Source organism: Sedimentitalea todarodis, assembly GCF_032595355.1.
Classification (GTDB): Bacteria; Pseudomonadota; Alphaproteobacteria; order Rhodobacterales; family Rhodobacteraceae; genus Sedimentitalea; species Sedimentitalea todarodis.
Window position 1 is genome coordinate 416610 of sequence record NZ_JASMWN010000001.1, and the last position, 24503, is coordinate 441112.

The following is a 24503-nucleotide window of genomic DNA, read 5'->3' on the forward strand; positions in this document are numbered from 1 at the left end:
AATGGAATTCGGATTCACAACGGCGGCCTATGTGGTCGCGGCTGTTCTCTTCATCCTGTCGCTTGGCGGTCTGTCCGGGCAGGAAAGCGCCAAGCGCGCGGTCTGGTACGGCATCGTGGGCATGGGGCTGGCCGTCGCGGCCACGCTGATCGGCCCAGGCTCGGGTCTGTGGTTGCTGTCGCTGCTCCTGATCGCGGGCGGCGGGACCATCGGTTACGTGGTGGCGCAACGGGTGCAGATGACCGAAATGCCGCAACTTGTGGCGGCAATGCACTCGCTGGTCGGTCTGGCGGCGGTCTTTGTCGGCCTCAATGCGCATATCGAACTGGGCAACGTGATGGCCATGGGGGCCGAAGAGCGGGAAACGCTGGAAGGCTTTGCGGCGCTGCTGGCCCATAAATCAGGCGTCGAGATCTCGATCCTGCGGGTCGAACTGTTCCTCGGTATCTTCATCGGTGCGATCACCTTTACCGGGTCGGTCATTGCCTATGGCAAGCTGGCGGGCAAGGTAAACACGACCGCGACCAAGCTGCCCGGCGGTCACGCGCTGAACGCCGGTGCTGCGGGGCTGTCGCTGATCTGCCTGATCTGGTACTTCAACACCGGTGGTTTCCTGCCCCTGGCGCTGATGACACTGGCGGCCTTGTTCATCGGCTATCACCTGATCATGGGCATCGGCGGCGCGGATATGCCGGTGGTCGTATCCATGCTCAACAGCTATTCCGGCTGGGCCGCGGCGGCGATCGGCTTCTCGCTGGGCAACGATCTTCTGATTGTTGTCGGCGCGCTGGTTGGCTCGTCCGGTGCGATCCTGTCCTACATCATGTGCAAGGCGATGAACCGTCACTTTGTCAGCGTGATCCTCGGCGGATTTGGCGGCACGTCAGGCCCCCAGATGGAAGTCGAAGGCGAACAGGTTGCCATCGAGGCCGACGGTGTTGCCGCGGCGCTGAACGACGCGGACAGCGTCATCATTATTCCGGGCTACGGCATGGCGGTGGCACAGGCGCAGCAATCGGTCAGCGAACTGGTGCGCAAGCTGCGGGCCAAGGGCAAGAACGTGCGCTTTGCGATCCACCCGGTGGCCGGGCGTTTGCCGGGGCACATGAACGTGCTTCTGGCCGAAGCCAAGGTGCCGTATGATATCGTGCTGGAAATGGACGAGATCAACGATGACTTTCCAAAGACGGACGTGGCCATCGTCATCGGCTCCAACGACATCGTGAATCCGGCGGCCCAGGAAGACCCCAACAGCCCCATTGCCGGTATGCCGGTTCTGGAATGCTGGAAGGCCAAGCAGGTGTTCGTCTCCAAGCGCGGGCAGGGCACAGGCTATTCCGGGATCGAGAACCCGCTGTTCTTCAAAGAGAACACGCGCATGTTCTACGGCGACGCCAAGGCGAGCCTGGACAAGCTGTTGCCGATGATCGACTGATCCATCTGCCAGCGATTGGACATTGCCCCTGCCGGTCCTCCGGCGGGGGATTTTTTTTAAAACAGGCCTGCTCAGAACATCATCTCCCTCAAGCCCGCGCAAACGGTTCTCGAGGACGTTCCCTTCGATCGTGTCACCAAGACACATGCCGTCGATGTTGCTGATCCCGCTCAGGACATCGCCCTCAGTTTTGCCGCATTTGAAGATCATGTTTCCCATCGAGATCAGGATCGCGGCGTCGGACCTGCGAAAGATCGCAGTGTCGATCCCCGAACCGCCGTGCAGGAACTCCGCGCCGGGTCCGGCAACCAGGATGTCACCCTGTCCGGTCCCCGCGACTCTTGCCAATTCCACGCCCGCATCCCCGCGCCAGAACAATCCAGTTCAATCAGAGAACGCCGAACCTCCATCGGTTTTGCGCTGCCCAATGCGCGACACCTCTATCAGACATTGGTACGAGACCCGGTGAAGTATACAAATGTATTCCTTTAACTTGTTGAATTTATGTGTTTAAGCCAAGGCGCGCGTCGTTTCTGGTGTCGCGCTGACAGGAAGTTCCGATGCCACCTATTGAAGATCACCCTCTGCGCTACCGGCTTGCAAACGAATTGCATGCGCGCCCGTTTCCGGAAATCGGGGCCAGGAGCAGTGTCGTGTTCGTGGCGATTAAACAGCCCACCGAAGCGGTCAGCCGGGACCGGACGGGGGATGTGGCTCACCTGACCGCGCTCTTGGATCGCTATGGCGCGCCGCATCCGCAGCCCGGCGCCACGCATTATGCGAACCGGATCGGGCAACATGTGCTCAAATGGGAACAGCACACGGAATTCGTGAGCTACACGGCCTATCGCGACGGGGTTGCGGATCGTCCGTTTGATCCGGCAGACTTCGAAGTGTTCCCGGAGGACTGGCTGGAGACCGCTCCGGGGCAACGGATCACATCGGCGATCATCCGGGTCGAGCCGCGCCCGGAAGATGACGAGATATCGCGGAAGCTCACGGACTGGTTCGTTCCGGAAAGCACGGCGATTGCGAATGTGCTGGATGACTCCGCGATCATGTCTGGTGATTTTCGCATCGATCCCGCCGGGCATCTGCGTTTCGCCGTTTTTGTCGGGACGCAGATCGTCGAGGCACGCATCGGTCGGCTCGTTCAGCGCATCTGCGAAATCGAAACCTATAAATCCATGTCGATGCTCGGCTTTTCGCGCGCGCGTGAAATGTCGGGCCAGATCGCCGAACTCGACAACAAACTGGCGGCAATGATGCTTGAGATGACACAGGGAACAACACCGCCCGATGTCATCCTGCCCGATCTGCTGTCGATCTCGTCGCAGCTGGAGACTCTGGCCGCGAGCAGTTCGTTCCGGTTCGGGGCCACGGGGGCCTATGAGGCGCTTGTGAACCAACGCATCCGGGTGCTGCGCGAAACGCGGTTCCAGGGGCGGCAGACCTTTGGCGAATTCATGATGCGCCGCTATGCACCGGCGATGCGCACGGTCAAATCGACCGAAACCCGGCTTCAGGCGCTCGCCGACCGGGCGATCCGGGCGGGCGACCTTCTGCGGACGCGGGTCGATGTCGAGCGCAGCGCCCAGAACCAGGCTCTGCTGGAAAGTATGGACCGGCGCGCCGATCTGCAGTTGCGCCTGCAGCACACGGTCGAGGGGCTGTCGGTGGTGGCGATCAGCTATTACGCGGTGTCGCTGGCCGCCTACCTGCTCTACCCGCTGACCGAGGCCACGGGTCTCAGCAAGGGCACGCTGACCGCGATGGTGACCCTGCCGGTCATCGCGCTGGTCTGGTGGTTGGTCCGGCGCATACGGCGCAAGATGGAGTGACATTTGCCACATGTCTTGGCAGGGTGGGGGTTCACGATCAGGATCCCCAAAACGGATGCAGGACAGGTGAAACCGCCAGAGTTCGAAAACAGCCAGGCCTATGCAGGATGGGAACTGCTCGGCGATAGTCGGCTCGGAGAGACCTGGCTGGCGCGTGACGCGGTCACCGGGCAGAAATCCGTTCTCAAGATCAGGCGCGAGGATGTCGCCAATCCCGGTGCGGCACGGCGTCGGTGGGCGCAGGCGGCGACGCTGTCCAGCCCGTATCTGCAACGTCTGCTGCAGTACAACCAGCAACCGGACGGTCGGCTGGTCATCGTACACGCCTTTGTTCCGGGGCCATCGCTGCGCGATCGGATATCGGAGGGCGAGCTGCCGATTGCTCAGGCGCTGCTTTATGTCAGGGACGTGTTTTGCGGATTGACGGTCCTGCATCGCAACGGAATGGTCCACCGCGATGTCAGCCCCGAAAACATCATCCTGTCCGACAATGGTGCGGTACTGATCGACTTTGACGCCATTGGCATGCTGACCGAGGACAGCAGTTTCGGCAAGACGACGGTCGTGGGCGATTTTGCCGGCAAGCTGGCCTATATGTCGCCGGAACAATTAGTTGCAGCGCCGCAAAGCGCCTCGGCCGATATCTGGGCCACGGGCGCTGTTCTTTTCGAGGCGCTCACCGGTCAGAGACTGCAAAGCGCCAAGAGCATGGTGCAACTGGGCCAGTCTCTCGGCAAGGAACCTGATCTTGCGGCCGCACCCGAAGCGGTCCAACCCTTTCTGGCGTCATTGCTTGCCCCGGATCCCTCTGGTCGCCCCGACGCCGAACAGGCGATTGCGCGGATCGATGATCTGCTGGCACAGGCGCGATCCGCCGAGTCGACCGGTTGGACTGTCCCGCAGTCGCCGATGCCGGCGCCGCCTCAAGACAGCCACCGACCGGTTGCCGCGCCGCCCCCGCGCGCCGCCGCCAAGTCCGCTGGCTGGGGCATCGGTGCCGCTGTCGTGGTTTTTCTCGTGGCGATCATGGTGCTGGTTGCCTGGGCGTTCGGAACTCTGGATCAATCCTATTGGAACGTCGATCCGGCGAACCCGTCGATACGACCACCGCCTGCGCTTGCCAACCCCTGGCACCTGGCCTTGCTCTTCGGCGGTGCGATCCTCGCCATCAGCAGCTTTTTCATTGCGCGGTTGCTGCGGGCAAGCGCGTCGCGTGCCGAAGTTGCGTTGCCCTATCGCGCGCTGGAGCTGATCAACGCGCCCGACGCCCATGACCGGCTTGCCGAGACCATTTGCCTGCGGATCGATGCCTATCGACAGGCCGCCGGACGCGCGGCAGAGGACATGCTGACCGTCACGATGGTGGCGCTGGCCAAGGAGTATGCCGAAGCCGATAGCGCCGATGAACGGTTCCGCGCCTTGCAGATGCTGAACGAACTGCATGGCAAGGTGGCAAACACGCTCAAACCCTGGTGGATGCAATACGAAAACCTGATCGCGCGGGGGCTGTCGCTGACCGCGCTGGTGGCGGGACTCGTTGCTGCAATCGAAGGGGTCCGTGGCCTGTTCTGACACCGCTCCACGTCATGCGCGGCAACTCATGCGCTGATCGCCAGCCCAGTGAACCGGATCGTGCTACCGGCCGCGAATACGCGGGTCCAATGCATCGCGCAGCCCGTCACCGAGGTAATTGACACTGAGTACGGTCAGTGAAATCGCGATGCCCGGCCAGATCACCCGCTCGGGATAATCCTGCAGATAGTCGGTGCCATCAAACAACAGCCGCCCCCAGGTCGGGAAATCCGGCGGGAAGCCCAGACCCAGAAACGAGAGGCTGCTTTCGGTGATGATGGCGGTGGCAATCCCCAGTGTTGCCGACACCATGATCGGACTGAGCACGTTGGGCAGGATATGCCGCGTGATCATCTTGGTATTGGTGGTGCCGATGCTGCGCGCGGCCAGCACGAACTCCCGCTCCTTCAACGCCAGCACATCGCCGCGCACGATGCGGGCGGTGGGCATCCAGCTGGTTATGCCGATGGCACAGACAATCAGGATGAAAATGCCCTGTTCCGGGCCAAAGGCGGCGCTCAGCGGCTCGCGAAAGAGCAGCATCATCACCAGCAAGAGCGGCAACAAGGGCAAGGCAAGAAACAGATCGGTCAACCGCATGAGCGGCCCGTCCAGCTTGCGGAAATACCCGGCGACGACACCAACGAAAGACCCGAGGAACAGCGCCAGCAGCATCGCCGTCATGCCGACCGAAACAGAAGTTTGCCCTCCGGACATCATCCGCGACAGAATATCTCGACCCAGCTGATCGGTGCCAAAGGGATGGCCCAGACTTGGCCCCTGATTGCGGGCACGAATGTCGATCTGGGTTGGGTCGATGGTCCAGACATAGGGCCCGAGATAGACGGCAAGGATGATCGCCAGGAACAGGATACCACCCCACAAGGCGCCCTTGTGGGTCTTGAACTGATCCCAGACATCCAGCCATTGGCTGCGCGGCGGGCGGTCCGGGATCGGGTCGATGGCAATTGCCGCCGCCGGATCATGCGCCGCCAGCGACGCCACCTCGTCCATCGGATCTGTCGACTTGTCATGACGCGATTCAGTCATAGCGGATCCTCGGGTCAAGAATGCCGTAGAGCACGTCGGCAATCAGGTTGAAGAGCACGATCAGCACCGCAAAGATGAACGCCAGCGTCTGCACCATCGGCAGGTCATTTGCCTGAATCGCCCCGATCAGCAACTGGCCAATGCCGTTCACCTTGAACACCTGTTCGGTGATGATCGCGCCGCCAAAGATCGCCGGAACGCCAAGGGCGATCACTGTTACCACCGGGATCATCGAGTTGCGCAGCACGTGCACCATGACGACGTAGTATTCACCGATCCCCTTGGCGCGGGCGGTCCGGACGTAATCCTGGTTGAGGTTGTCCAGCATCGAGGCCCGCATGAACCGGCTGATCTGTGCAGTGATCTGCAGGGCAAGAACCATGACCGGCATGATCATCTGCCTGAGCTGCACCAGAAAGCTGTCCCAGTTTGTGACCCTGTGGGTGGTGTCATAGATCGACGGAAACCAGCCGAGATGGACGGAAAAGATCACGATCACCAGCACCCCGGAAAAGAACGGAGGAACCGAAAAGCCGATCATCGAAACGAATGTGCCGGTCTGATCGAACCATGAATACTGACGATAGGCCGAATATATTCCGATGGGCAGGGCGATCAGGATACCCACGACATAGGCCGTGCCGACGACCCAGAGCGTCTGGGGAATACGCTGCGCCACGATGTCCATGACCGGCGAGCGGGTCTGCCAGCTGAGAATACGCAGTTTGCCATCAGCGAAATGGGTGCCGAATATGTTGTCGATCAACACCTGGGGTTCGACCCAGAAGAACTGGACAGTCCACTTCCAGAACCGGACCGGAATGGGCTCTCCCAACCCGAGCGCCTTGCGCATCTCTTCCTTGACTTCGAGAGGCACGGTCAGCGGCACTTGCGACATCGGATCACCCGGTGCCAATTCCAGCAACAGAAAGATGATCAGGCTGATGAAGAGAAGCGTCGGAACTGCCAGGACCAATCGTCGGATCGTAAAGGTCAGCATTCAATCGGCCTTTGCAGCTTGGTCTTGTTGCGATTTCGCCGCGCCCCGGAACACATCCGGGACGCGGCCGATCGGATCAGGGGCTTACGAGCCCTGCTTGCGGTGCCAGTCGGCGACATTCCACAATTCGGAATCCCATACGTTCATGATCACGCCGCCCAGCGAGTTTGCATGCGCCGAGTTGCGACCACGATAGGTCAGCGGCATCATGACATACTCTTGCATCAGCATGTCATTCATGGCCTTGGCGAGGCGCGCACGTTCGTCCAGATCACCGGTTCCGGCCATTTCGGCGACCAATGCATCATACTCTTCCGAGCAGAAGCGCATCATGTTGTTGCCCTGCCACTGGGTCTCGGGGCGCGGGAACTCGTTGCAGGTCCAGTTGGCCATATATGCCTCGGGATCGGTGCCATCAAAGTTGTTGGTGAACATCTCGATATCGGCAAAGAACTTCTGGAACGTATCCGGTGACCCGGGATCGGACCCGAAGAACACCGAGGCATCGATGCTGCGCAATTCGGTTTCGACACCGATCTGCGCCCACCAGTCCTTGATCAGGGCCTGATAATCCTGACGCACGGCGTTCACAGAGGTCTGGAACAGGACCGACAACCGGACCCCGTCCTTGGCCCTGATACCATCGGCACCGGCAACCCACCCTGCCTCATCAAGCAGCTTGTTGGCACCCTCGATGTCCTGCACGAGGCAATCATCATTGGCTGTCGAGGCATAGATCGCGGGTGCCGGCAGTACGTTGCAGGTCAGCTTGCCAAAGTCGCCATAGCCGATTTCCGTGAGCAGGGCACGGTCAATGGCCATCGACATCGCCTGCCGCACGGATTTGTCGGTCAGGAACGGGTGCGGATGCTTGGCGGTTCCGCGTTCGTCACCCAGATCCGGGTTAACGTCGGTCAGGTTGACATGGATCCGCTCGACGGAGGTGCCGAACGAGACGACGTTGGTGCCCTTGCCGGCCTCTTCCATGCGCGTCAGCACTTCCGGTGCCAGTTGCAGGTTCCAGGCATAGTCGAACTCGCCTGTTTCCATCACCGCACGGCCTGCCGCCGCGGCATCACCGCCACCTTTGAGGGTCATGCTGGCAAACGCTGGCTTGTCCGGATCGCGATAGTTTTCGTTGGCAACCAGCGTCACCACGTCATTGGGTCGAAATTCGGTCACGGTGAACGGGCCGGTTCCGATGGGGTTAAAGTTGGCCTCGGTGCACTCCGGCGCCTTGGGACCAAGGCAATCCTTGAATTGTGCCTTCTGGATGATCGGGGCCTGCGCGCCGACGAACGGGCCATAGGGAAACGGCTTGGCCACTCCGAAGTTCACCACCACGGTTTGCGCATCTGGCGTTTCGACCGAAACCACATCGCCGAATTTCTCGGACTGCGCACAGCCACCGCCCTCGGCGGTGCAGTATTCCCAGGTGAATTTCACATCCTCGGAGGTCACCGGGGTGCCGTCAGACCACAGCAGCCCGTCCCTGAGCTTCCATGTGATCGACTTGAGGTCCTCGCTGACGCCGCCATTGGCAACGGTCGGCACATCCTCGGCCAGCCAGGCCACCATGTTGCCGTCCTGATCATAGCGGGCGAGCGGTTCGATCACCAGCGAGGCGGCTTCGAGATCCTTGGTGCCGCCTGACAGGTAGGGTGTCATGATCGACGGCGCTTGCCAGTAGATCACCTTGACTTCGCCGTCCGCTCCGCGCTCGGCCATCGCTGCGGGGGCAAATGCCGTTCCGGCGATTGCACCAAGCAATAGGGCTCTGATTGTCATGTCGTACTCCTTGTTGGACGCTTGCGCGCCTTTTTTGGCCCGCTCGGTTCGGCGGGCATGGCTTGCGGTTGCTCTGGGATACGCAGGAGAAACGGGCGACGGGTTAAAAAACTAGCTGTTTGGTCAGACATCCCTCGCAACACTAATCCGCTTATCGAAACAGAGTTTGTGAAAAAAGCAAGAGTTGCCTTGGCAAAATGCAACTGCGGGGTTTGACAGTGATGGCTCTTGCACCGTAGCGTTTGGGCTTGAAGCAGTCGAGGAATGCCCGTGCTGGATCATCCAATTGCACAGATCAAAGGGCTCAAGGTCGAATTCCAGACCAAAGATGGTCCGGTGGTCGGCGTCGAGGATGTGTCCTTTGACGTCAATCCGGGCGAGACGGTCTGTATCGTCGGAGAATCCGGTTCCGGCAAATCCGTGACCTCGCTGTCCCTGATGCGCCTTGTCGAATTCGGCGGTGGCGAGATCGGGGCGGGCAGGCTGATATTTGATCGCCGCGACGGGCAGGAACTGGATGTCGTGCAGGCCGATCAGGATCTGATGCGCCAGATTCGCGGCAACGAGATCGGGATGATCTTCCAGGAACCGATGACCGCCCTGAACCCGGTGTTCACGGTCGGGCGGCAGCTAACCGAAGGTCTGCGGGTGCACAAGGGACTCACCAAGACCGAGGCGGAGGCGCGTGCGCTTGTGCTGTTGCGCGAGGTGCGTATCCCTGAACCGGAACGGCGCTTGCGCCAATACCCGCATGAACTGTCCGGCGGCATGCGCCAGCGGGTCGTGATCGCCATGGCGATGGCCTGCGAACCCCGCCTCTTGATCGCGGACGAACCGACCACTGCGCTGGATGTGACCATCCAGGCGGAAATCCTGGCGCTGATGGACCGGCTGAAACGCGAAACCGGCACTGCCGTGATGTTCATCACCCACGACATGGCGGTGGTCGCGCAGATGGCGGACCGCGTTGTCGTCATGTTCCGGGGCCACAAGGTCGAAGAGGGTACGGTCGAGGAAATCTTCGAGACTCCCAAGCACGATTACACCAAGGCGCTGCTTGCCGCAGTTCCCAAGCTGGGCGAGATGCGGGGCAAGGCCGCGCCCGAACCGATGAAGCTGTTGGGGGTCGAGGGTCAGAAGATTGCGCCGATCCTCGGCACCGACGAGGTGCTGCTCACGGTCCGCAACATGACCACACGCTTCCCCGTCAAGGGCGGCTTTTTCCGGCGCACGGTGGCCAATGTGCACGCGGTCGAGGACGTGTCCTTTACCATCAATCGCGGCCAGACGCTCAGCCTTGTGGGCGAGTCCGGATGTGGCAAATCCACGGCGGGTCGGTCGATCCTGCGTCTTGTCGAACCGCTGTCCGGTGAGATTGACTTGGACGGGGTCGACATCCTCAAGCTCGATTCGCGTGGCCTGCGCGAGGCGCGGCTGGATATGCAGATGATCTTTCAGGACCCCTTCGCGTCGCTGAATCCCCAGATGCAATTGATGGATCAGGTGGCCGAGCCGCTGCGCAACTACGGCACCAATTCGGCCGAGACGATTCGCAAACGGGTCGCGATGCTGTTTGAGCGGGTGGAACTGCCCAAGAGTTTCATGCGCCGCTATCCTCACGAACTTTCCGGTGGGCAGCGCCAGCGCGTCGCCATCGCCCGCGCGCTGGCGCTGAACCCCAAGCTGATCATCGCCGACGAGGCGGTCAGCGCGCTGGATGTGTCGGTGCAGGCGCAGGTCCTGAACCTGATGATGGAGTTGCAGTCGGAACTGGGCTTGTCCTTCCTGTTCATCAGCCACGACATGGCGGTGGTCGAGCGTGTCAGCCATCAGGTCGGCGTGATGTACCTGGGTCGCATCGTCGAAATGGGGCCGCGCGCCCGGGTGTTCGAGAACCCGCAGCATCCCTATACGCAGGCCCTGATGAAGGCGGTCCCGATTGCCGATCCGCGCCGCCGCAAGACGGAAAAAGACCTAAACTTCAAACCGATTCCATCGCCGATCCACGGTGTCGACTATCAACCTGAGTCCTCGGTTTATCACGAGGTCGAACCGGGGCACTACGTGTTGACCACCGACAGCGGGTATTGATGGAACCGCGGCTGACCCAGATCACGCCGTTCGTTCCCTGTTCCTCCCTGCAGGCGCAGATTTCCTTCTACCGGGACATGCTGGGATTCACGGTTGGATTTGAGGCCGACAACTATGCTTTCCTGCGCTGCGATTCCGTGGCGGTTCGCCTCGTCGAGGTTGATGCGACGATAGACCTGCATACACCCGAGCGTGAGGGGTCGTTCTATATCGACGTCACCGGTCTTGACACCTTGTATGACCGGCTCCGCCCGAAACTCGAAACCCTGCCATCCGGACGCGTGCGTGCGCCCTTTGATCAGGAGTACGGCCAGCGGGAGTTTCATGTTGCCGACGAAGACTGCACGCTCGTCTTCTATGGGGAAGCGGTAAAATCGTGACTGGACAGACCGTTAGACGCAAAAGGGGATGTGATGCCTGAACGACTGACCCCGCTTGAGTTGATGACCAGACTCGTCGGCTTTCCGACCGTCAGCCGCGACACCAACCTGCCCCTGGTGGATTGGGTCGAGGCCTATCTGAACAGCCATGGCATCACCGCGCACCGCTACAACCACCCGGATCAACCCAAGGCCGCGCTCTTTGCCCATGTCGGGCCGTGGCAGGATGGCGCGGTGGTCCTGTCCGGGCACACCGATGTCGTGCCTGTCGATGGCCAGCCCTGGGACACCGACCCGTTCACCGTGGTCGAGAAAGATGGCCGCTACTACGGGCGCGGCACCTGTGACATGAAAGGCTATGACGCCATTGCCATCTGGGCGATGGTCGAGGCGCAGGCACGCGGGCTGAAACGTCCGTTGCAACTGGCGCTCAGCTTTGATGAAGAGATCGGCTGTACCGGAGCGCCGCCGATGATCGAGGCGATGCAGCCGGTTCTGCCCAAGGGCAGTGCGGTGATTGTCGGTGAGCCGTCGATGATGAAGGCGGTGACCGGTCACAAGGGTGGGCAGGGCTACTCCGTGCATGTCCGCGGGTTCGAGGTGCATAGTTCGCTCTTGCCAGCCGGGGTCAGCGCGATCCTCGAAGCGGGCCGGATACTGGAATGGGTCAACACCACCAATGCCGAGATCCAGAGCACTGAACCGACGCCGGTTGCGGCAATGTTCGTGCCGCCGTTCACCACGCTGCATGTGGGCAATATCCGTGGCGGAACCGCACGCAACATCACTGCCAAGGATTGCTGGCTCGATTTCGAAATGCGCGTGGTTCCGGGCGAAGACACCGTGGCGTGGGACCAGCGGTTCGTCGATCATGTGCGCGGGATCGAGACGGGGATGCAGCGTATTCAGCCGGAAACCGGCATCGACCTTGACCCCTTGTTTGACGTGCCGGGCCTGCGTCCCGAAGAAAACGGCGAGGCCGAGGCACTGGTGCGGGCCATCACCGGTGACAACGCCGCCCATGTCGTCAGCTATGGCACCGAAGCCGGGCAGTTTCAGGACGCGGGCTATTCCGCCGTTGTCTGTGGTCCCGGCGACATCGCACAGGCGCACCAACCCAACGAGTTCATCGAAATCAGCCAGTTCAACGCCGGTATCGATTTCATGGACAGGCTGCTTGCGCGCTTGCAGGAGGGGTAGGGTCGCCCGACTGTGGCCCGGCCAATCGAGCCGTGACGACGAAATCATGCCGATCGGCTGCCCAGGTTTTGCCGGACTGGTTGAGCGGTGCACGCCGGAAGCGTACTACTTGTGCAACCGCATCCGCGTATTTTGCAAGAATCAGGAGATACCACCATGCCCGTCAAGAACCGCTTTGCAGAATTGCAGGATGAAATCACCGCCTGGCGCCGTGATATCCACGAGAACCCGGAAATCCTGTTCGAGACCCATCGCACCAGCGCGCTTGTCGCGGAAAAGCTCAAGGCGTTTGGCTGTGACGAGGTCGTGACCGGCATCGGGCGCACCGGCGTCGTGGGCGTGATCAAGGGCAAGTCCGACAGCCAGCGCCGGGTCATCGGGTTGCGCGCGGATATGGATGCGCTGCCGATCCACGAGACGACCGGGCTCGACTATGCCAGCAAGACCGACGGCGCGATGCATGCCTGCGGGCATGACGGGCACACCGCGATGTTGCTGGGCGCCGCCAAGTACCTGTCGGAGACGCGCAATTTTGATGGCACCGTCGTGGTGATCTTTCAGCCCGCTGAAGAGGGCGGCGGCGGCGGCCGTGAAATGTGCGAAGACGGCATGATGGAGCGGTGGGGCATTCAGGAAGTCTATGGCATGCACAATTGGCCCGGTCAGCCGGTGGGCAGCTTTGCCATCCGTCCCGGCGCGTTCTTTGCGGCAACGGATCAGTTTGACATCACGCTCGAAGGGCGCGGAGGGCACGCGGCCAAACCGCAGGAAACCGTGGATACGACAGTGATGGCATCGCAGGTGGTGATGACATTGCAGACCATCGCCAGCCGCAATGCCGATCCGGTGGATCAGGTCGTGGTGTCGGTCACCTCGTTTGAAACCTCGTCAAAGGCGTTCAACGTGATCCCGCAACAGGTCCATCTGAAAGGCACCGTGCGCACGCTGAGCACGGCGATGCGCGACCTTGCGGAGCGGCGGATCAAGGACATCTGCGCAGGCGTCGCGGCGACCTTTGGTGGCAGTGCCGATGTCAGCTATTATCGGGGCTATCCGGTGATGGTGAACCATGACGAGCAGACCGCCTTTGCCGCCGATGTGGCGCGCAAGGTGTCGGGGAACTGCGATGACGCGCCGCTGGTGATGGGCGGCGAGGATTTTGCCTTCATGCTCGAAGAGCGCCCCGGTGCCTATATCCTTGTCGGCAATGGCGACACCGCGCATGTGCATCACCCGGACTACAATTTCAACGATGAGGCGATTCCCGCCGGATGCAGCTGGTGGGCCGAGATCGTGGAACAGCGGATGCCGGCGGCCTGATCGGCGGGTGGCTGGGCCGTGGTTTTTCAACCGGTTACAGGGATTTGTTTCGCGCGCGAAACAGGTTAAGGCGCGTTAATCGATTGAATGTTAACGAATAATCAAGTTTTTCCGCCCTGCCAAAGCTCTTGATAGACAGCCTCGATCCCGTTGGCTTCCATGGCGGCGCTAAAGCTGGTGCGTGCCACGTCGCGTGCTGCGGTGGACATGGTGGTGTGCCTGTTCTCGTCCGCGAGAATGCCAAGTGCGGTCTCGGCAATCCGTTCCGGGGTATCCTGATCAACGATCAGACCCGCGCGCCCCTGGGCCGAGAACGCCCGGTAATAGCCCGCGTCGCTGCCGACAAAGGGCACGCCGCTCGCCATGCCTTCCAGCGGCACCATGCCGTAGCCCTCATATCGGGGGAGTTGCACGACCAGTGACAAGGCGCGCATCAGCGATGGCAATTGATCCGCCGGGATCTCTCCGGGAAAGAGGATGCGGTCAGACAGGCCTGCGGCGCTGATCTGACGCTGCAATCCCTGCAAGAAACCCTGATGTTCCCGCGTGGCGCGCCCCAACACCAACGCGACCGCGCCCGGCAGTTTGGGCAACAGGTGCAGCATCGCGGCGACAAATCGATCCGTGCCCTTTTCAGGTCGGATCCGGCCCACCGTCGCGATGCCCATGGTGCCGCCAAAGCCAAGCGCGGCCCAGTCGGCGGCGCGATGCTGCGCCGGTGCGAACAGGTCGGTATCGACGCCATGAGGCACAACGGCGCGCACATGGGGCACATAGTCTGCGGCCGCGTCGGTTGTGGCGATGACCGCGTCCATGCGGCTGATCAGCCAGCGGGGATAGGCCGAATGCCGACGCTGCGCGGCAGAGGTGAACACGATCCGGATCGGCAGGCGCAGAACGTCGCGCGCCCAGATCGCCGCGCGCATTTCGGGGTTTCGGCGCACATGCCAGATCGCGAATGGTGTGCCCGGCGGGGCGGTGCGCGACAGGCCGCGCGCCTCTGCCACCGTGATCGGATCGGGGCAACCGGGCAGGGCGTGGCCGACGAGGCGCAGATCGTGGGATTTTGCCTGCTGGCGGATGACATTGGCGGCGGTCGCGGAGACCCCGGTAAAGCGGGGGTTCAGGTTGGTCACGAAGAGGTCAGGCACGGGGCGCAAGCCCAAGGGCCGTGCACAGCGTGCTGACCAGCCCGGCGAGCTTGTCCTGCTGCTGTGCAACAAAACCGGCGGCGGCGGCGCGGGCCTCGTTCAGCGCCTGCGGGTCGTCCAGCCAGCGGTTCATACCGGCGGCCAGTTCGGCAGCGTCAGACACCTCGACCGCGCCGCCCATCTCGATCAGGGGCGCATAGGTCTCGGCGAAATTGGCATAATGAGGGCCGGTCATCACCGCTGCTCCGGCCTGCGCGACCTCGTAGGGATTGTGTCCGCCGATGGGGAGCAGCGAGCCGCCCAGAAACACCAGCGGGCTTAACGCGTACCAGGTGCCGGTCTCGCCCAAGGTGTCCGCCATGTAGACCTGTATATTGGCGGTGATCGTTTCTTGCGCGGTGCGCCGCGCCATGCGCAACCCGACTTCGCGCACAAGTGCCGCGACCTCGTCACCGCGTTCGGGATGGCGCGGGACCAGCAGCAGGCAGAGATCGGGGTGAGACTTCAGCAATTGTTCATGCGCGGCCAGCACGACCTGTTCCTCACCGGGATGGGTCGAACTGGCAACCCAGACGGGCCGCCCGCCAAGATCGCGGTGCAGATGCTGGAGCGTGTCGTGATCCACCGGCAGGGGCGCCGAGGTGGCCTTGAGATTGCTGCCCACTTCGACCCGGGCCGGATCGGCCCCGATCGACAGAAGGCGGTCGGCAATCTCGGCGTTCTGGGTCAGCAGCAGCGCAAAGCGATCCAGTATGAACCGCGCGGTAGCCGGCACCTTCTGCCAGCCTCTTGCCGATTTCTCGGACAGGCGGGCGTTCAGCAGGGCAAGCGGAACGCCGCGCGCGTGGCCTTCGCTCAGGATTACCGGCCAAAGCTCGCTCTCGACAAAGATGCCCGCGTCGGGCCGCCAGTGATCGTAGAAACGTGAGACAGGGCCGGGCGCGTCCAAAGGGACAAATTGATGCCGCGTGCGCGGAGGCAGGCGGCGCGCGATCAGGGCGGCGGAGGTGGCGGTGCCACTGGTGATCAGGAATTCTGCATCCGTCAGATGGTCGCCCATATGCCTGATCAGTGTCAGGACCGACAGGCTTTCCCCGACGCTGGCCGCGTGAAACCAGATCAGCCGTCCCGTGGGGCGGCGCTCGCTGGCGTTGCCGAGGCGCTCGTGCATCCGGCGCGGGCTGACATCGTGGCGGCGCAGTTTGCGTGATACCACCGAATAGGCCAGCGGCGACAGCAGCGTTGCGGCGCCGCGATAGAGGCGGAACAGGGCCGTCGGCGCGGCAACGGGGCGGGTCATCAGCCGCCCGTGTGGCTCATGTGACGTGACATCTGCCCGTCGGCGCGCTGGCGGGAATAGTCGAAATCATGACCTTTGGGCTTGTGCGCAATGGCGGCGCGGATCGCCTCGCGCAGGGGCGCGTCGGTGTCCGGGTGATCCCGCAGGGGCGCACGCAGATCGGCATTGTCCTCCTGGCCCAGACACATGAACAATTCACCGGTACAGGTCAGGCGGACGCGATTGCAGCTTTCGCAGAAATTATGGGTGAGCGGCGTGATGAAACCGATTCTCTGGCCCGTTTCCTCAAGCCGGACATAGCGCGCCGGGCCGCCCGTGCGTTCCGCCAGATCGGTGATGGTGTAATGCTCGGCATAGGTTTTGCGCACGTCCTTGAGCGACCAGTATTGATCGATCCGGTTTTCATTGCCGATATCTCCCATCGGCATGACTTCGATCCAGGTCAGATCCATGTCCCGCTCGGCGCACCATTCGGTGATGGCCGGTAGTTCCAGTTCGTTGAACCCCTTGAGCGCCACGGCATTGAGTTTGACCCGCAATCCGGCGCGCTGTGCCGCGTCGATGCCGCGAATGACCTGCGGCAGGCGACCCCAGCGGGTGATGTCGGCGAACTTGGCTTCATCCAGCGTGTCGAGCGAGATATTCACCCGTCGCACGCCGGTGGCATAGAGATCGTCGGCAAAGCGTTCGAGCTGGCTGCCATTGGTGGTCAGGGTCAGCTCCTTGAGCGCGCCGCTGTCCAGATGCCGGGTCATCGCGTCAAAGAACGTCATGATTCCCTTGCGCACCAGAGGTTCACCGCCGGTGATGCGCAACTTTTCCACGCCCAAACCGACAAAGGCCGAACACATGCGGTCGAGTTCTTCCAGCGTCAGCAGCTCTTTCTTGGGCAGAAAGGTCATGTTTTCGGACATGCAGTAGACACAGCGGAAATCGCACCGGTCGGTGACGGAAACGCGCAGATAGGTGATGGCGCGGGCAAATGGATCGATCAGGGGTGCTGTCATGCGACATAGGTAAAGCGCAGGCTGCGACGCGGCAAGGGGCATATCGGGTGGTGTCCGGAGTTTGCGCCAGCTTGCCGGGGAGATTCTGCCACGCTAGTGTTTTGCCATCCGGGGAGGATTGCATGGATAAACAAACATATATGCCGGAAACGGTGCTGGATTTCTGGTTCCCCGACAGCGGGCATGAGGCTGCGCCCGAGTCTCATGCGGCGTTCTGGGATGAGCGGATGCAGGGCGGTATGGACGCCGAAATCATCGCGCGCTTTGGCGGGCTGACCCATGCGGCGGCCACTGGCGCGCTGGATCACTGGGCCGTGACACCGCGCGGCCGCCTGGCGCTGTTGATCGCGCTGGACCAGTTTCCAAGGTCGTTATGGCGCGATACGCCGGCGGCCTTTGCGCAGGACATCAAGGCGGCACGGCTGGCGCAGGCGGGTATCGACAACGGTGATTTTGATACGCTCGCGCCCTGGGAACAGTCGTTCTTCGTGATTGCGATCTCCCACTGCGAGGGCCCCGGGCACCTGGAACGCATGCGGCGGCTGGATGAAGTTGTCGAGCGTATTGCGTCGCGTCTGCCCGAGCCGATCATCATTGCCGGAGACATGCTCAGGGCGCAACATGTTCGCGTGACAGGCATCATCGAGCGGTTCGGGCGGCACCCACATCGCAACGCCATATTGGGCCGGGTGTCGACGCGCGATGAGGAGGCCTATATCGCTGAGGGTGATTTTCCGCATTTGCGGAACGTGACGTCAGACGTCGGTTAGGGCGCTGGCAGGTACTTTGCCGCTACCTTGCGGGCAAAGGGTTTCATCGTGGCACCATGTTCCACGAGGAAGGCCTGCACCCTTGGAGCGTCGTGTTTGGACAGATCGCGCAGCCACCACGCGACGGCCTTTTGGATGAACCAGTCGCGATCCGTGACATAGGTTGCCGCCCATCCCAGTATCCGGTCGCGTTGGGCCAGTTCCGCGGGCTTGGGGTGGTTCTGTTTCGTCCAGGGCAGGGTGATCACAAGCGCGGCGCGGCGGGTCCACATGTGATCGGATCGGGTCCAGTCTTCGACGGTATCAAGGCGCGCGGGCTCCGCAACGAGGCGCTTCTGGCCCGCCATGCAGACATGATCGGCGATGGCCCAGGCGTCGCAGTCGGGCAGCCAGCTCTGAATCAGAGACCAGACCGCTTCATCCGGACGAATCCGGGCCTGCGTGAACAGCTTTGCCGCGAGAACCCGGATTTCATGGATATCGGTGGTCCAGAGATCGCGCGCCAGATCAATCCGCACTTCCAGTGGCAGGTCGCGGCGCAGATCGCGGGCCAGATCATTCAGAACCGGGTTGGCCACCCCAAGATATCGGCGGTCTGCCTTGTGGTAGCGGGCCATCTGGGCCGCCTTTTCCCCGTCGCCTTGCAGAGACAGCCGAACTATCACGTCATCGCTGTTCATTCCGGCAAGATGCCGGTGGGCAGGCCATCGATGGTCTCGCGGTTGCGTTCCTTCCAGTAGGTGGAAATACCGTCTGGCCCGCGATCATCCGTCCATTTGTCGAGCGTGCCCCGTTCCCCTTCGAAAGACATGAACGGAACCTGGTATCCGCAGGACGTCTGAACGAGGTCGACCGTCATATCATAGACCTGCCGCGCACCGATATGGGGTGGGAAATGACCGTCCAGCTCTGCCCAGCCGTTGTCGCGGGGGTGAACGGTTCGGGCGTGGCCGTAGGCGCGCAGGATCAGCGGGCGTTTTTCGAAACTGCACCACATCAGGGTCATGCGATTGACCCGCGCCAGATGCCCGGCGGTCTCGTTTCCCGATCCTGTCAGATTGCGCCAGACAAGCCGTGTCGGAGACAGAACGCGCAAGGCGTCGCCGCCTTTGGGTGACAGGTTCACGCGCCCGGTTTCGTCGGCGGTCGCGACAAAGAACAGGTGTTGATCCGCGATGAACGTCCGATGCGCGGCATCGATACTGTCAAACTGCTTTGCCATCTATTCCACCGTCACTGATTTTGCCAGATTGCGGGGTTGATCCACGTCGGTGCCTTTGGCGACGGCGGTGTGATAGGCCAGAAGTTGCGCCGGAATCGCGTAGAGAATCGGTGCAAGCGTCGTGTGGATATGCGGCATACGAATGGTTTCCCAGACCCCTTCGCTGGCTTCGGAGATGCCGCGATCATCCGATATCAGCATGACCTTGCCCCGGCGCGCCATGACCTCCTGCATGTTGGATACGGTCTTGTCAAAGAGCGTATCGCGCGGGGCCATCACCACCACCGGCATGTGTTTGTCGATCAGGGCGATGGGGCCGTGTTTCAATTCACCTGATGCATAAGCTTCGGCATGTATATAGCTGATTTCCTTTAGTTTCAGAGCGCCTTCAAGCGCCAAAGGGTACATCTGTCCGCGCCCCAGGAACAGCACGTCCCGCGCCTCGCTCAGCCGTTGGGCAGCGGCCTTGATCGTGTCGTTCTGGTCCAGAGCCACATTCAGGATCGCCGGCAGGCCACGCAGGGCCGCGACGTGGTCGGCCATGGTCTCCGGGTCCAGTTCGCCACGGTCCGCCGCTGCCTTGATCGCGAGCATCAGGAGCACCGTGAGCTGGCAGGTGAAGGCCTTGGTCGAGGCAACGCCGATCTCCACGCCTGCGAGGATCGGCAAGGCCAGGTCGCTTTCACGGGCAATCGAGCTTTCGGGCACGTTGATCACCGAGACGATCTGATCCGCCTTGTCGCGGCAATAGCGCAGCGCCGCCAGCGTGTCGGCGGTTTCGCCGGATTGGCTGACGAAGAGGGCCAGCGTTCCTTCGGTGATCGGCGGTTCGCGATAGCGGAACTCGGAGGCGACATCGACCTCGACCGGCAGGCGGGCGATTTGCTCGAACCAGTATTTTGCGGTCAGGCAAGCGTAATACGCTGTGCCGCATGCCACCATGGTAAGCCGTTGGACCTTGGTAAAATCAACGCCATCGCCCGGCAGATTGACCATGTCATCGCCGCTTGGCAGGTAGTGGCGGATCGTGTCACCGATTACTTCGGGCTGTTCGGCGATTTCCTTGGCCATGAAATGCCTGTGACCCGCCTTGTCGATGCTGGCGCTCGTAAGCTTGATCTTCTTGACGGCGCGGTTGGCGAGTTTGCCGTTGCCATCGTGTATCGTGACGCCCTGACGGGTGACAACCGCGCGGTCGCCCTCTTCGAGATAGGTGATGCGGTCCGTCAGGGGCGCGAGCGCGATGGCGTCGCTGCCCACATACATCTCGCCGTCGCCATGTCCGATGGCCAGGGGCGAGCCTTTGCGGGCAGCGATGATCAGATCGTCGTTGCCGTCAAACAGGAAGGCGAGGGCAAAGGCACCTTCCAGCCGTGCAAGGGTCTTGTAGGCAGCCGCGATCGGGTCGTTGCCCTGAGAAAGATACAGTTCCGTCAGCAGCGCGACGGTTTCCGTGTCGGTATCGGTGGAGAACTGAATGCCCTCGGCCGCCAGTTCGGCGCGCAGCTCGCGGTAGTTTTCGATGATGCCGTTGTGGACCACGGCAACATTGCCCGCGCGATGCGGGTGGGCGTTCTTGACCGAGGGGGCACCATGGGTGGCCCATCGGGTATGACCGATCCCGGATTTGCCGGCCAGCGGGTCGTGAACCAGCAGATCGCTGAGGTTGACGAGCTTGCCGACGGCACGACGCCGATCCAGAACCCCGTCATTCAGCGTGGCAATCCCGGCGCTGTCATAGCCGCGATACTCCAGCCGCTTCAGCGCCTCGACCAGTATCGGCGCCACTTCGTTGCTGCCCAGAACTCCTACAATACCACACATGACTACCGTTCCTTATCGCGTCTGGCCTTCTTGGCCTTTAATAGATCAAACAGCTTCCGGGCGCGCCCCGGTTTGTTTTCCTGCTTGATTCGGGAGATGGCCATGGCCTCGTCCTCGACATTGCGCGTGATCACCGAACCGGTTGCCGTCATCGCGTGATCGCCGACAGTGACCGGCGCGACCAGCATGGTGTTGGACCCGATAAAGGCCCCGGCACCGATGCGGGTCTGGTGCTTCATGACGCCATCATAGTTGCAGGTGATGGTCCCCGCGCCGATGTTGGCCCGCGCACCGACCGAGGCGTCACCGATATAGGACAGGTGATTGACCTTGGCGCCCTCGTCGATCCGGGCATTCTTGATCTCGACAAAATTGCCGACCCTGGCGTCTTCGGCCAGTTCGGCACCGGGGCGCAGGCGGGCATAGGGGCCGATCACTGCTCCGCGGCTGACATGACAGCCTTCCAGATGCGAGAATGCGCGAATGGTCGCGCCGGATTCCACCGTGACGCCGGGGCCAAAGACCACATTGGGTTCGATCACCGTGTCGCGACCGATCACCGTGTCCTGCGCCAGATAGACGGTGTCAGGGGCCATCAGAGTGACGCCGAGCGCGAGAAGGTCGGCGCGGGCGCGCGTCTGAAAAATGCCGTCCGCCGTCGCCAGTTCCGCACGGGAGTTCACCCCAAGCGTTTCGCTTTCGTCGCAGGTCACGGCGGTTGCCGACAGGCCGCGATCATGCGCCAGTGCCACAATGTCGGTGAGATAGTATTCGCCCGCCGCATTGTCTTTGCCAACGGCGGAGATCAGGTCGAACAACGTTTTGGCATCGCACGCGACAAGCCCGCTGTTGCAGAGCGTGATTGCACGTTCTGCCTCGGTCGCGTCCTTGAATTCAACAATACGCTGCAGGTGTTCGCCTTCTGTCACTAACCGCCCATAGCGTCCGGGGTCGGCGGCGTGAAACCCCAGAATGACCAGATCATGATCGGTGCGCGCGGCGACCATCCGTTCCAGTGTTTCCGGCTGCACGAAGGGCGTGTCGCCATAGAGGACCACCACGTCGCCGGTGAACTCCGCAAGTGCATCGCGGGCCTGATCGACCGCATGGGCTGTGCCCAGCTGTTCGGTTTGCAGAACGATGCGGGCGTTTTCGTTCTCGGCCTGTGCCGCCTTGGTGACCTGAGCGGCGCCGTGTCCTGCGACGATCACCACCTCGTCAGGCTCAAGCGCCGCACCGGCCCGCATCGCGTGCAGGAGCATCGGCACCTGTGCGATCGGGTGCAGAACCTTGGGCAAATCGGATTCCATCCGTGTTCCCTTGCCCGCAGCCAGAATGACCAATGCTATACTCATATGAATACTCTTTGTGTTTTTGTTGCGACCGTTTTATCCGCTGGGCACCGCATGGCAAGGCTTGCCTCCATCAAACAAGGTTGCGGTATGCAACAGAGGCGGGCGAAATGCCGCCGGTTCGGCAAACGGGGAATATGATGCGCACTGTGATTTTCGATCTGGATGGTACGCTGGCCGACACGTCGGGCGACCTGCTTGCGGCGGCGAATGCCTGTTTCCGGCAACTGGGTCACGGCGATGTTCTGGTGCCCGGCGAGGACGCGGGGATCGCCTTGCGTGGTGGCAAGATGATGCTGCGGCGCGGGCTGGAGCGGGTGGGCAGGTATGATGCGGCGACGGTCGAGGCGCAGTATCCTGTGCTGCTGGAGGCCTATCGCGGCGCAATCGATACCCATACGGTACTCTATCCCGGTGCGATGGATGCGGTCGAGGCGTTGAAAACCGCCGGATATGGCGTCGGCATCTGCACCAACAAGCCCGAGGCGCTGGCCGATCTGCTGCTCCGCCGGCTTGGGATCCGCGACGCCTTTGCGTCGATGGTGGGGGCGGATACGCTGCCCGTGCGCAAACCGGATCCCGAACCGCTGCGCGAGGCGGCACGGCGGGCCGGTGGCGATCCGGCGCACTGTGTGCTGATCGGTGATTCAGATACCGACCGGAATACCGCACGGGCGGCGGGCGTGCCTTCGGTCCTTGTCACTTTCGGGCCGTCCGGCGCGGACATGGCGGCGCTGGAGCCAGAGGCATTGCTGCATCAGTTCGCGGATCTACCGGGGATTGTTGCAGATCTGATCGGCTGAAATCACACTGTGGGCAAACGGGAGGCGGGCCGGGCGTGTTCCCGGCGACCGGCACGACGTAGGGGATGCGATCCTCAAACAGGTGCGCAGACCCTTGACCCCTATGAAACTGCGGCCCAAAGATGATCCATGACAGAGCGTTTTAACGGTAGTTTCACCCAGCAGGAACCCATCCCCCAGGCCGGCATCGAGGCCGCGCTGCGGGTGATGCAGAGCGGACGGTTGCACCGATACAACCTTGTCCCCGGCGAGGTGGGCGAGACTGCCTTGCTGGAACAGGAGTTTGCCGCGCTGACGGGCGCAAGATATTGTCTTGCGGTGGCGTCTGGCGGATACGCGATGGCGACGGCGATGCGTGCGGCAGGTGTCAGGCCGGGCGACGCGGTGCTGACCAACGCTTTCACCCTCGCGCCGGTTCCGGGGGCGATTGCCTCGCTGGGCGCGCGGCCGGTGTTTGTCGGCGTGAGCGAGGCCCTGACCATCGACCTCGAGGATCTGGCAGCCAAGGCGGATCAGGCACACGTTCTGCTGCTCAGTCACATGCGCGGGCATCTCTGTGACATGGACCGGCTGATGCAAATCTGTGATGACGCCGGTGTTCTGGTGATCGAGGATTGTGCGCATACGATGGGGGCGGCATGGAATGGTGTGCCCTCGGGACGGCAGGGGGCGATCGGTTGTTATTCCTGCCAGACCTACAAGCATGTGAATTCGGGCGAGGGCGGGTTGCTGGTCACCGATGATGCGGACATGGCGGCACGTGCGGTGATGCTGTCGGGGTCGTACATGCTGTACGAGCGTCACACGGCGGCCCCGGATCCCGAGGTGTTCGAGCGCGTGAAGTACCACACGCCCAACATATCCGGCAGAATGGACCATCTGCGCGCCGCGATCCTGCGCCCGCAGCTTGCCGCGCTCCAGACACAGGTTGCCCGTTGGAACGAACGGTATCGCGTGCTCGAAGAGGGGTTGCGCGACACGCCGGGCCTGACGGTGATCCACCGGCCCGAGCCGGAATCCTTTGTCGGGTCCTCGATCCAGTTCCTGCTGCTTGACTGGACCCCGACAGAGGTGGCCGAGGTGTTGCAGCGCTGTGGCGCGCGGGGGGTCGAGCTGAAATGGTTCGGGAGTGCCGAACCGGTTGGGTTCACATCGCGCTATGACAGTTGGCGATACGTCGACGCACCACGGATGCCTGCGAGTGATCGGATATTGGCAGGCATTGTCGACATGCGCATCCCGCTCACCTTTTCGCCGCAGGATTGTGCCCTGATCGCCCGGATCATCCGCGCCGAGGTCGGTGCGGTCCACCAGAATTCCGGCAGCTTCAGATCGGTTGCGCCATGAGAGTTGACCGACTCGGAACGGGCTGCTAAGAGTTTATTGAACGGTTGTTC

The 24503-nt window shown here is 62.1% G+C and carries 20 protein-coding genes; 10 read left to right on the top strand and 10 right to left on the bottom strand.

The features are described from left to right. The first annotated feature begins 1 nt into the window (after position 1). The 3 genes from QO231_RS02000 (at position 2) to QO231_RS02010 (ending at position 4848) form a co-directional block, all read left to right on the top strand. Positions 2-1435: an NAD(P)(+) transhydrogenase (Re/Si-specific) subunit beta gene (locus QO231_RS02000; RefSeq protein WP_316772688.1), complete on the top strand. Its 1434-nt coding sequence runs from the start codon at positions 2-4 to the stop codon at positions 1433-1435. Between the two features lie 560 nt (positions 1436-1995). Next, entirely contained in the window at positions 1996-3276 is a 1281-nt protein-coding gene (locus QO231_RS02005; RefSeq protein WP_316772691.1) for a DUF3422 family protein, read from the top strand. A gap of 66 nt (positions 3277-3342) precedes the next feature. After that, the gene (locus QO231_RS02010) at positions 3343-4848 is read left to right on the top strand and encodes a serine/threonine-protein kinase (RefSeq protein WP_316772693.1); all 1506 of its coding nucleotides are present in this window, start codon (positions 3343-3345) and stop codon (positions 4846-4848) included. A 63-nt stretch (positions 4849-4911) separates the two neighbouring features. Here the strand turns inward: QO231_RS02010 and QO231_RS02015 are convergent, their stop codons facing one another. The 3 genes from QO231_RS02015 to QO231_RS02025 form a co-directional block, all read right to left on the bottom strand. Next, on the bottom strand, positions 4912-5862 hold the full coding sequence (locus QO231_RS02015) for an ABC transporter permease (RefSeq protein ID WP_316773069.1): 951 nt from the start codon (positions 5860-5862) through the stop codon (positions 4912-4914). A 28-nt stretch (positions 5863-5890) separates the two neighbouring features. Beyond that, a complete protein-coding gene (locus QO231_RS02020; protein WP_316772696.1) occupies positions 5891-6898 on the bottom strand; it encodes an ABC transporter permease in 1008 nt (335 codons plus the stop codon). 84 nt (positions 6899-6982) lie between these two features. After that, the gene (locus QO231_RS02025) at positions 6983-8686 is read right to left on the bottom strand and encodes a peptide ABC transporter substrate-binding protein (RefSeq protein WP_316772699.1); all 1704 of its coding nucleotides are present in this window, start codon (positions 8684-8686) and stop codon (positions 6983-6985) included. 270 nt (positions 8687-8956) lie between these two features. Here QO231_RS02025 and QO231_RS02030 point away from each other — a divergent pair, with 270 nt between their 5' ends. The 4 genes from QO231_RS02030 (at position 8957) to QO231_RS02045 (ending at position 13677) form a co-directional block, all read left to right on the top strand. Continuing rightward, on the top strand, positions 8957-10777 hold the full coding sequence (locus QO231_RS02030; RefSeq protein ID WP_316772702.1) for an ABC transporter ATP-binding protein: 1821 nt from the start codon (positions 8957-8959) through the stop codon (positions 10775-10777). Then, a complete protein-coding gene (locus QO231_RS02035; protein ID WP_316772705.1) occupies positions 10777-11157 on the top strand; it encodes a bleomycin resistance protein in 381 nt (126 codons plus the stop codon). The genes QO231_RS02030 and QO231_RS02035 overlap by 1 nt, the downstream gene beginning before the upstream one ends. Before the next feature lie 33 nt (positions 11158-11190). Beyond that, positions 11191-12357, top strand: coding sequence for an acetylornithine deacetylase (argE, locus tag QO231_RS02040; protein ID WP_316772707.1), 1167 nt, complete (start codon positions 11191-11193; stop codon positions 12355-12357). Positions 12358-12513: 156 nt separating this feature from the next. After that, a complete protein-coding gene (locus tag QO231_RS02045; protein ID WP_316772708.1) occupies positions 12514-13677 on the top strand; it encodes a M20 aminoacylase family protein in 1164 nt (387 codons plus the stop codon). A gap of 101 nt (positions 13678-13778) precedes the next feature. Here QO231_RS02045 and QO231_RS02050 read toward each other — a convergent pair whose 3' ends face one another. From QO231_RS02050 to moaA, 3 genes are read right to left on the bottom strand one after another with little or no spacing between them, the layout of a single operon-like run. Beyond that, entirely contained in the window at positions 13779-14828 is a 1050-nt protein-coding gene (locus tag QO231_RS02050) for a glycosyltransferase family 4 protein (RefSeq protein WP_316772710.1), read from the bottom strand. After that, entirely contained in the window at positions 14821-16128 is a 1308-nt protein-coding gene (locus QO231_RS02055; RefSeq protein ID WP_316772712.1) for a 3-deoxy-D-manno-octulosonic acid transferase, read from the bottom strand. Before QO231_RS02055 ends, QO231_RS02050 begins: the two co-directional genes overlap by 8 nt. Continuing rightward, entirely contained in the window at positions 16128-17135 is a 1008-nt protein-coding gene (gene moaA / locus QO231_RS02060) for a GTP 3',8-cyclase MoaA (RefSeq protein WP_316773072.1), read from the bottom strand. Before moaA ends, QO231_RS02055 begins: the two co-directional genes overlap by 1 nt. A 122-nt stretch (positions 17136-17257) precedes the next feature. Between moaA and QO231_RS02065 the strand changes: the two genes are divergently transcribed. Then, a complete protein-coding gene (locus QO231_RS02065) occupies positions 17258-17905 on the top strand; it encodes a DUF924 family protein (RefSeq protein ID WP_316772714.1) in 648 nt (215 codons plus the stop codon). Here QO231_RS02065 and QO231_RS02070 read toward each other — a convergent pair. From QO231_RS02070 to glmU, 4 genes are read right to left on the bottom strand one after another with little or no spacing between them, the layout of a single operon-like run. Continuing rightward, the gene (locus QO231_RS02070; RefSeq protein WP_316772717.1) at positions 17902-18585 is read right to left on the bottom strand and encodes a DNA alkylation repair protein; all 684 of its coding nucleotides are present in this window, start codon (positions 18583-18585) and stop codon (positions 17902-17904) included. The two genes, QO231_RS02065 and QO231_RS02070, sit on opposite strands and share 4 nt — an antisense overlap. Beyond that, positions 18582-19127 carry a pyridoxamine 5'-phosphate oxidase family protein gene (locus QO231_RS02075; RefSeq protein WP_316772720.1) on the bottom strand — a complete coding sequence of 182 codons (546 nt, stop codon included), beginning with the start codon at positions 19125-19127 and terminating at the stop codon, positions 18582-18584. The genes QO231_RS02070 and QO231_RS02075 overlap by 4 nt, the downstream gene beginning before the upstream one ends. Further along, positions 19128-20951 (bottom strand): glutamine--fructose-6-phosphate transaminase (isomerizing), encoded by a 1824-nt coding sequence (glmS, locus tag QO231_RS02080; protein WP_316772723.1) that lies wholly within the window; start codon positions 20949-20951, stop codon positions 19128-19130. A 2-nt stretch (positions 20952-20953) separates the two neighbouring features. Further along, positions 20954-22306, bottom strand: a complete 1353-nt coding sequence (gene glmU, locus QO231_RS02085; RefSeq protein WP_316772725.1) for a bifunctional UDP-N-acetylglucosamine diphosphorylase/glucosamine-1-phosphate N-acetyltransferase GlmU — start codon at positions 22304-22306, stop codon at positions 20954-20956. Between the two features lie 137 nt (positions 22307-22443). Between glmU and QO231_RS02090 the strand changes: the two genes are divergently transcribed. Both QO231_RS02090 and QO231_RS02095 read left to right on the top strand, forming a co-directional pair. Further along, the gene (locus tag QO231_RS02090) at positions 22444-23106 is read left to right on the top strand and encodes an HAD-IA family hydrolase (protein WP_316772727.1); all 663 of its coding nucleotides are present in this window, start codon (positions 22444-22446) and stop codon (positions 23104-23106) included. Positions 23107-23235: 129 nt separating this feature from the next. Next, positions 23236-24453, top strand: coding sequence for a DegT/DnrJ/EryC1/StrS family aminotransferase (locus QO231_RS02095; RefSeq protein ID WP_316772729.1), 1218 nt, complete (start codon positions 23236-23238; stop codon positions 24451-24453). The last annotated feature ends 50 nt before the right edge of the window (positions 24454-24503 follow it).

What these genes read in the sequence shown, in the direction of transcription:
- QO231_RS02000 (WP_316772688.1), top strand. Translation starts at nt 2, where the DNA reads ATGGAATTCGGATTCACAACGGCGGCCTATGTGGTCGCGGCTGTTCTC.
- QO231_RS02005 (WP_316772691.1), top strand. Translation starts at nt 1,996, where the DNA reads ATGCCACCTATTGAAGATCACCCTCTGCGCTACCGGCTTGCAAACGAA.
- QO231_RS02015 (WP_316773069.1), bottom strand. Translation starts at nt 5,862, where the DNA reads ATGGACGAGGTGGCGTCGCTGGCGGCGCATGATCCGGCGGCGGCAATT.
- QO231_RS02020 (WP_316772696.1), bottom strand. Translation starts at nt 6,898, where the DNA reads ATGCTGACCTTTACGATCCGACGATTGGTCCTGGCAGTTCCGACGCTT.
- QO231_RS02025 (WP_316772699.1), bottom strand. Translation starts at nt 8,686, where the DNA reads ATGACAATCAGAGCCCTATTGCTTGGTGCAATCGCCGGAACGGCATTT.
- QO231_RS02035 (WP_316772705.1), top strand. Translation starts at nt 10,777, where the DNA reads ATGGAACCGCGGCTGACCCAGATCACGCCGTTCGTTCCCTGTTCCTCC.
- argE (WP_316772707.1), top strand. Translation starts at nt 11,191, where the DNA reads ATGCCTGAACGACTGACCCCGCTTGAGTTGATGACCAGACTCGTCGGC.
- QO231_RS02045 (WP_316772708.1), top strand. Translation starts at nt 12,514, where the DNA reads ATGCCCGTCAAGAACCGCTTTGCAGAATTGCAGGATGAAATCACCGCC.
- QO231_RS02055 (WP_316772712.1), bottom strand. Translation starts at nt 16,128, where the DNA reads ATGACCCGCCCCGTTGCCGCGCCGACGGCCCTGTTCCGCCTCTATCGC.
- moaA (WP_316773072.1), bottom strand. Translation starts at nt 17,135, where the DNA reads ATGACAGCACCCCTGATCGATCCATTTGCCCGCGCCATCACCTATCTG.
- QO231_RS02065 (WP_316772714.1), top strand. Translation starts at nt 17,258, where the DNA reads ATGGATAAACAAACATATATGCCGGAAACGGTGCTGGATTTCTGGTTC.
- QO231_RS02070 (WP_316772717.1), bottom strand. Translation starts at nt 18,585, where the DNA reads ATGAACAGCGATGACGTGATAGTTCGGCTGTCTCTGCAAGGCGACGGG.
- QO231_RS02075 (WP_316772720.1), bottom strand. Translation starts at nt 19,127, where the DNA reads ATGGCAAAGCAGTTTGACAGTATCGATGCCGCGCATCGGACGTTCATC.
- glmS (WP_316772723.1), bottom strand. Translation starts at nt 20,951, where the DNA reads ATGTGTGGTATTGTAGGAGTTCTGGGCAGCAACGAAGTGGCGCCGATA.
- glmU (WP_316772725.1), bottom strand. Translation starts at nt 22,306, where the DNA reads ATGAGTATAGCATTGGTCATTCTGGCTGCGGGCAAGGGAACACGGATG.
- QO231_RS02090 (WP_316772727.1), top strand. Translation starts at nt 22,444, where the DNA reads ATGCGCACTGTGATTTTCGATCTGGATGGTACGCTGGCCGACACGTCG.
- QO231_RS02095 (WP_316772729.1), top strand. Translation starts at nt 23,236, where the DNA reads ATGACAGAGCGTTTTAACGGTAGTTTCACCCAGCAGGAACCCATCCCC.